Origin of the sequence: Victivallis sp. (assembly GCF_048170485.1) — a bacterium.
Lineage (GTDB): Bacteria > Verrucomicrobiota > Lentisphaeria > Victivallales > Victivallaceae > Victivallis.
The window spans coordinates 1-7,061 of record NZ_DBEXAY010000023.1 but is presented as its reverse complement, the minus strand read 5'-3'; the positions used below and the strand labels follow the sequence as shown (position 1 = coordinate 7,061).

At 53.8% G+C, this 7,061-nt stretch carries 5 protein-coding genes; 3 read left to right on the top strand and 2 right to left on the bottom strand.

Features of this window, described 5'->3' with window-relative positions:
• The first annotated feature begins 241 nt into the window (after positions 1-241).
• From ACMLHG_RS01115 to ACMLHG_RS01105, 3 genes are all read left to right on the top strand, one after another.
• Complete coding sequence (locus tag ACMLHG_RS01115) at positions 242-1,750, top strand: hypothetical protein (RefSeq protein WP_417169254.1); 1,509 nt, start codon at positions 242-244, stop codon at positions 1,748-1,750.
• A gap of 158 nt (positions 1,751-1,908) precedes the next feature.
• On the top strand, positions 1,909-4,182 hold the full coding sequence (locus tag ACMLHG_RS01110) for a hypothetical protein (RefSeq protein WP_417169253.1): 2,274 nt from the start codon (positions 1,909-1,911) through the stop codon (positions 4,180-4,182).
• Positions 4,183-4,209: 27 nt separating this feature from the next.
• Positions 4,210-4,962, top strand: coding sequence for a type II secretion system protein (locus ACMLHG_RS01105; protein WP_294434450.1), 753 nt, complete (start codon positions 4,210-4,212; stop codon positions 4,960-4,962).
• Positions 4,963-5,169: 207 nt separating this feature from the next.
• Here the strand turns inward: ACMLHG_RS01105 and ACMLHG_RS01100 are convergent, their stop codons facing one another.
• Both ACMLHG_RS01100 and ACMLHG_RS01095 read right to left on the bottom strand, forming a co-directional pair.
• The gene (locus ACMLHG_RS01100; protein ID WP_417169252.1) at positions 5,170-5,619 is read right to left on the bottom strand and encodes an ester cyclase; all 450 of its coding nucleotides are present in this window, start codon (positions 5,617-5,619) and stop codon (positions 5,170-5,172) included.
• Positions 5,620-6,020: 401 nt separating this feature from the next.
• Complete coding sequence (locus tag ACMLHG_RS01095) at positions 6,021-6,917, bottom strand: AraC family transcriptional regulator (RefSeq protein WP_417169251.1); 897 nt, start codon at positions 6,915-6,917, stop codon at positions 6,021-6,023.
• Between the last annotated feature and the right edge of the window lie 144 nt (positions 6,918-7,061).

Sequence of the window (7,061 nt, the reverse complement as noted above, 5' to 3'; positions counted from 1 at the left end):
TGCTATTTCAGTTCCGGCTGACTCCCGGGATTGTTCCCCCGCTTCCGGCCGCAGAGTATGCGATTGGCACATCGGCAGCAACTTCACGGAGAACTTCGGCCTTCATCACCACAAATATTTGAATGTGGGATATATGGCAATCTGCCTCTCCAATATTGCCCTCCTTCATTTCAGTTTTCGCCGGCGGGGAGTGAAAGCTCCGGAGGCGCTCTATTTTCATGCGGAAGAGTTGTGGAAACGCGTGAAGTATTTTACCTGTCCCGACGGTCGGCTCTGGCGCATCGGAGGCGATATGCGAGTTCGCTACTGTTATTGCCAGGACTATATGATTCCCGTCTGGTTATGGGCCGCCGATTATCTGAAGGATGCGGATGCGGGAGCGATGGAAAATCGCTGGCTGGAGACCGTGCAGAAGGAGCAGGCCGTCAATGAGAATGGCTCCTTTCTGGGGAAGCGGCTGGCGGATATGCGGAAAATGGAGCCGGTTTATTTTCATCGTCTGGAAGGGGATCGCGCCGTAAGTCTTTCGTATGATCTTTATTATACGAGACATTGTCCCTGTTTTTCCAATTGTTCCGTTTCCGGCCTGCCTTTTGACTCCTGGAAAGATGATTTTCATGGGGCGGTGACGGTTCGCAGTTCGAACCGCATGGCGTCGTTTGTCCGGGAGGCCCGGACGCGTCCGACACTGCTCGTCGCTTCTCCGGAACATTCCGACATGTTGGAATGGCACTGGAATGGCGTGGGCATGGTGGAGGGATTCGGCATCCGGGTTTATACAGGAATGGAACGGGAGGCATATTCTATTTTTCCTGGAGGGTTCCTGTCATGCGTGCGCTGGCACTGGGTCAGTGATGAACAGGCGACTGAGGGAGTCGGGGCGGAACTAGCTGCGGTTTCCGATTTTGCGGCGGCAGCGCTTCCCGACGGAGTGACGACATTGCTTCTGGAACGAACTCGAACTCCGAACCTCGTCTATCTGCGAAGCATCAAGGGGTTGCATTGGAATTTGCCAAATGATGTTTTCAATGGTGAATTGCGAACCTTGCGATGCGGGGAGCACACATTCCGGTTACGCGGTATTCCGGAGGAGGAGGAGATCATACCGCTGCCGGGGCGGAACTTTCTGTTTGATGACTGCTTTGCGGTCCGACAGGTTTATGGAGCTGCACCGGTGATTGTGCGTCCCGCCCGGCGTCAGATTGCCATACACGATCCCTACCGCATGTGTTATGGGCATTCCGGTGGGAATCTCCACGCACTTGAATTGTGTGCTCCATATCGGCAAGGACCTGTTGTCTGCCGTCCGGGCGAGTGTTTGTATGACAATGCCTGGTGCATTTCCACGGATGGGGATGTGATTCGCCTGCTCTCCGGCGAAGTTCCCTGCAATTCGGAAATTCGCGTTGTTCAGGCGGAGGGGAAAGATCGCCGACGCTATATTTTCGTCGCGAATTTCGGCGATGAGCCGGAGCTGTTTCGGTGGCCGGGCGAGGGGAGTGTGGTATCGGAGTCCGGCTCCCCCACGTCTCCGGGGCGAAAGGGAGGAAAAAATCTGGCGGAAGCTGTGAATCTTTCCGGCGAGCCGTTTGTCCGATTTCCGGAAGTTTATGAAGAGCGAGGCGCATCCGTACTGGAGGTTGCAGAAGAGGACCGGGTTCCGGTCGCTGGATGTTGGGAAATAAAACCGGGGAAAGCAGTTCTCATTCAAGAAAACAGCAAGAACGAAAAGGGGAAATCTGACCGATGAAACAATGGAAAAAAATCTTGTGGTGCGCCGGGCTGGGCGTTCTGGAAGCGGTGTCTGCGGAGTCTCCCGGACAAATTCAACTGCACGGAGGTTTTGCGTCTCTTTTTTCCGAAAAGGAACCTGTGACATTCTCGATCCGCGGAGTTCCGGCAGAGGCTGTGTACAAAGTCGAGGATGCTTTCGGGCGGACCGTTATTTCTCGGAATGTCGTTCCCGGGAAGAAGGTCGAACTCAAAGCGCTGGAACGAGGTTATTATATCATCCGGCAGGGGAAGTTGTCACGCAGTTTCGCCGTGATTCGTACTCTTCCGGAAACGGAGAGAAACCCGGAATCCTCTTTTTGTCTCGATGTCGCCGCCGGAATGATCGGCTCAGTCTACCAGTATGATCCTGCAAATCTGGGGAACGGGCTGCGTTTCTTCGCTGATCTTACCCGACTTTCGGGTGCTGCCATGGCGCGGGAGCGAATCGGCATGACTGTCCTCGATAACGAGGGAAACTTGCGTGCGGATAATCGTGCGGTCATCGCAATCCGGAATCTGGAAGAGAGAAAAATTCCCGCATGCGTTACCTATCACAAGGCCCCCGCGGCCCATTCGGTCGATGGCGTTACGCCGAATGATCTGGGATTTGTCTACAACTTTGCGAAGGAGGTCTCCCGACAGTTGCCGGGAGTGGCAATATGGGAGTTCTGGAACGAGCAGGACACTCCGAAGCACTGGCCGGGTTCCGCATGGGATTTCGCCTCTTTCTGCAAGGCGGCCTCTCTGGGACATAAAGCGGGAAACTCTGCATGCCGGGTAACGGCGGGCAATCTTGCCAAGATCAAGGCGACCAACGCGGAACACATCTTTTTCAACACCGCCGCCCGGAGCGGACTGGCATATTACACGGACTTCAACAGTGTGCATAGTTATCGCAATCCGTTCTTTTATACCGAGTCGATGAAACGCTGGCGGGACCTGGGGCGGAACTGGGGATATGGGGATATGGCGGTGCTGGTTTCCGAAAGCGGGTCCAGTGCCGACTCCCGGCAATCCGGTACGGTCCCTACCGGTTATCGGAATTGTCTGGATCATTCGCCCGAGGTGGAAATGCTGGTTGCCGAGTTCATTCCCAAGGCGCAGATTGCGATGCGTCAGGCGGGTGCAATACGACATTTCCACTTTGTTCTGCCGCCCTGCAATGAACGGAATGGCAGAAAACCGTTCGGGCTTATCCGGTACGATTTTACCGCCAAACCGGGGTTTGTGGTTTTCAACGTCTTGTGCAATGAACTGGGCCGGGCGAAACTGGAAGGAAAGGTGCGGCTGGCTGAGGATGTGGAAGCGTATGTGTTTCGGCAGCCGGACGATACTCAAACTCTGGTCTTCTGGCGGCCAACCTGGGTTGACCGTGAGGCAATCAATTCCGGGTATGAGCAGAAAGCGAGAGGAGATTATCCTGCGGTTTCATTTCGAATGGTTTCCCGGAACGGGGGACGTCTGGTCAATGCATTCGGCACTCCGGAGCCGTTCAAGAGGGAAAATGGTTTTATGGAACTTTCCGCAGAGCGTTTCCCGAAATATCTGCATGGGCTTTCCGGCATTGAAGTCGACGTTCCCGCAGAGAAGCCGGGGAAAAGCGGTCGTCTCTCATTTGACGGAGACCTCTCCATTGTAACCCGTCTGGTCCCCGGAAAGGGAACCAATATCAGTGAACGCTCCCGCCTGCTGCTGGTCGAGCCGGAGCATTGCCGGGTGAAGATTCAGATCGCCAACTTCGACGACAAGACAAAAACGGGGTATCTTAAGCATGGCGGGCGCTTGACTGGTCTGCCGGAGAAGATTGTGTTGAACCCGTGGGAAATTCTTGATTTTCACGCTGAAGTCGTTTCCGCCAAAGCATTTGACCTTCTCACAATTACAGGGGCCTTTGAGGGGCGGGAAATCACTCCGCTGGAGGTTCCGCTGGTCTCCATCCCCCGGCTTAAGGAGAATATGAAGCCGCTGGCGATGAAGCCGGAGTTCTGGAACAGAAATTGTGCCGGAGGTGCGGACTCCCTCGCGATTTCCTGGGATGAATCAGAGAAGGCGCTTCGTTTTGATGTCCATATTCCGGAGCGGGTCAAAGATCTCTGGGTGTATCCGGAACTGCTTCTTGATCAATTCGCGGAGGCGCAAATCGGTTGTCGGGGTGTCTTGTTTGATATAAAGACGGTTTTCCCCGCAGAAACCGGAAAGCCCATCTGGAATTTTGTCATGCTGGATACCAGGCCGACTGAGGCGGGGACATTGAATGTCACCTACACACAGTCCGACGGCGATTGGAAAACCAACTTTGCTCCGCTTACCGGTCGGGAACATTGCAGACCGTATAAGATTCGAATTGGTATGAATCCCCAGTGCAGAACGTTTACGTTTTATCTTCGAAACATCGGCCTTGTCTATTGAGATGGTTCCGGAAAAAGAGGACAAAAAATGCAAAGAAAGAGTTATACAAAGAATTTTTCCTTGATAGAACTTCTGATTACAATCGCGATCATCTCAATTCTGGCCGGTCTGTTGTTACCGGCGCTGAATCGTGCCCGGACGAAAGCGGTTGCCATACAATGTGCGTCCAATCTCCGGCAAACGACAGCTGCGATGCTGGCATATGCGTTTGATCATGATTCGACGATCGAGCTGTATATTCCGACATCCGCCACATCGTCTTATCTCTGGAGCCGCCGGCTTTATAGCGGAAACTATTTGAAACATCCTGTCGTGATGCACTGCCCGGCGCGTACGAAACCTTCGTCCGTTGATCCTGCCGCGAAATGGAACTATTTTTCTCTGGGTTCGTGGCCGAATGTGACGTATGGACTGGCCGGCTACCAGCTTGGAAACGATGCGTTTTTCACGGGCAAGCGTCAGAAAACATTGGGGAAATTTGTCTTCAGCGTAACCGAAAATGGAGTTACATTTGCCCGTTACTTGACGACGCGTATGACGCGACCGTCTCTCACTTTCGCCATTGCAGATACGTGGGGGATGAAAGAGCAGCAGGACTATGGAAATTTCACCTTCCGCCCCTGCAACAGCAGTCCGAATGGAAACATCGGATTCAACCATGCCCAGTCACTGAATCTCTCTTTCTTTGACGGACATGTTCAGGCGGTAAACCGTCAAGAACTGATTGCCGCCGGTTTTACCAAAGCGGTAATCGGCGGTGTTGAAATGGATATTTTGTAAAGTGAGCGGAGAAGAGAAATTTATGGATTACTGAACAAGAGGGGCGTCGGTTGCCGTGCGTGAGTGGAATATCGTAAGAGGGCTGGAAGTTCATTGTACGACCGGCCAGCTTCTTCGGTGCTCTCTGGCCGGTCGGCGGCTTCGGCTGTGTCTGAGTCCGTTTGCCGCCTGCAATCGAGCAGAAACACATGGCGCGAATGTCGGGCGCTACCGACAGGACACAGCCGGCAAAGCGCCGATCCCCTGCAGAATTCCTGCAATGCCGACGGCGGAGACGTCGGCAATGATTCTGCCCGCTTCGTCAAATGTATAGAAGTTCATGACGGTCGTGGAAAACTTCCTGTTGTTCGGTGGCAGGCCTGCGAAGGAGTCCGGCCCGGAGAAGGTTCCTGTGCATCTCCATTGCACTGCGATCGTCTTTTCATCGGCGACCATATCCTCAAGCGTCCAGTGTACATCAGGAAAGCTGCGCCGCATGAAATCCACGACACTCAGATATCCTTTCGCCCCGTAAAGCGGCACGGGGGAAAACGGCGCCGTGAATACGGCGGACGGCGAGATCAGTTCCTCGCCAAGTGCAAGGTCATTTGTGTTGATGCAGGTTTCAAATCGCCGCATTGCCGCGCGATTTCGCTCAATTCTTTCAGTATCAGGCATTGTCGTCTTCTCCTGTATTTTCACTCCTTCTGCCACCCCGTCTTCGCGATCGGGAGGATGGCAGATTTCTCAAAAATCAGACAACGTTTATGGGAACTCTGATGTAACGTCGTTGAGTTACTATATCTCATCGCCTGTCAATTGCAAGTGGTGAAATCGACTTCGTCCGGGCCCGATATTGCCGTGTCGGTTGAATCTGTCTGGCGCTGTCGAAGTTTGCAGAATGCTGTTCCCCCCTCCGGGAGTGGAAAAGAACGGATGCTTCTTCCCGTGAATTTCCTTTTCTGCTGTTGCAGCTGGACAGGGGCACTCACTGGTATCGCCCCGGCAATTTTCGCCCGGTCAATTTCCGGCCGATATTGTACCAGCTCAGGTTGCTGAATTCTCTGAGAAAACTGCAATCAACAGGAGGATATGTGCCCCTCTTTCACTCCGGCGAGGCGGGGCGGCGGAGTGAGCTCGAGAGAAAGCCGGAACCGGCGGGGCGAAATGCCATGTTTCAACCGGAAGAAGCGGGCGAAGTAGTTTCCGTCGGAGAAGCCGGAATCCAACGCGATTTCCCCGATGGACAAGTTTGTGGTTCCCAACAGGTTTTCCGCATGAGTCAGCCGCAGATTCTGCAGATACCCCTGCGCCGACATGCCCAGTTCCCGCCGGAACAGCTTCAACAGATAGTTCGGGGTGATGCGCAGCGTGCGGGCAATGTGGGAGAGCTCCAGATCCGGATTGTGAAACTCCCGGTCCATCATAGCCTTGGCCTGAAAGAAAATGGAGTTCTGCTTTTCCCGGTGGCGAGTTTCGGCCGGAATGGATTCCTCGAAGGCAAAGGAGAGAATGCGCCACAAAACGGCTTGTCGTCGCGCCGCCGCGGCGAGAGTTTCCACCGGCTGCATGAAGAACTCCCGCAATGCGGAGAGCATGATTTCCCGCTGCTCCTCCTTCAGCAGAAGGTGGAGCGGAAATTCCGGGAAGCACTCCGACGGCGGCGCCGCCGCAACCAGCTCCTCGTAGAGAGGTTTTGCCGTGTCTGCGAAAACGTAAGGCATATCCATTGCTTTTTGCGCCAGACATTTGCCATACCAGTCGATGTGGAGGCACCAGCGTTCCATGCCCCGCTGCGTATCGGAATAGTGCAGCAAACGGGGGGGAATGAGCATCAAAGAACCGGTGTCGCAATGGAAGCTCCTGGTTTCCGTCGTCACCCGGCCGCTGCCGCTGCTCACATAAACCAGTTCGTAGTCATAGAGCCGCCGGTTTTTTTCAATCAATCCGGCCGGCCATTCGCCATGCCAGTACACCAGGCTTTGCGGATGGAGCGTTTCCAATACAGAATAGTATCGATTTATCCTGCTAATGATCGTTTACTCCTCTATGCATTCCAGTTTCTTTGTGGTATAATATAGTATAAATCCTAAAAAGATCAATGAAAAAACACAGAATCG

Excerpts from the sequence above, each read along its gene's own strand:
- ACMLHG_RS01105 (WP_294434450.1), top strand. The coding sequence starts at position 4,210 with ATGCAAAGAAAGAGTTATACAAAGAATTTTTCCTTGATAGAACTTCTG.
- ACMLHG_RS01100 (WP_417169252.1), bottom strand. The coding sequence starts at position 5,619 with ATGCCTGATACTGAAAGAATTGAGCGAAATCGCGCGGCAATGCGGCGA.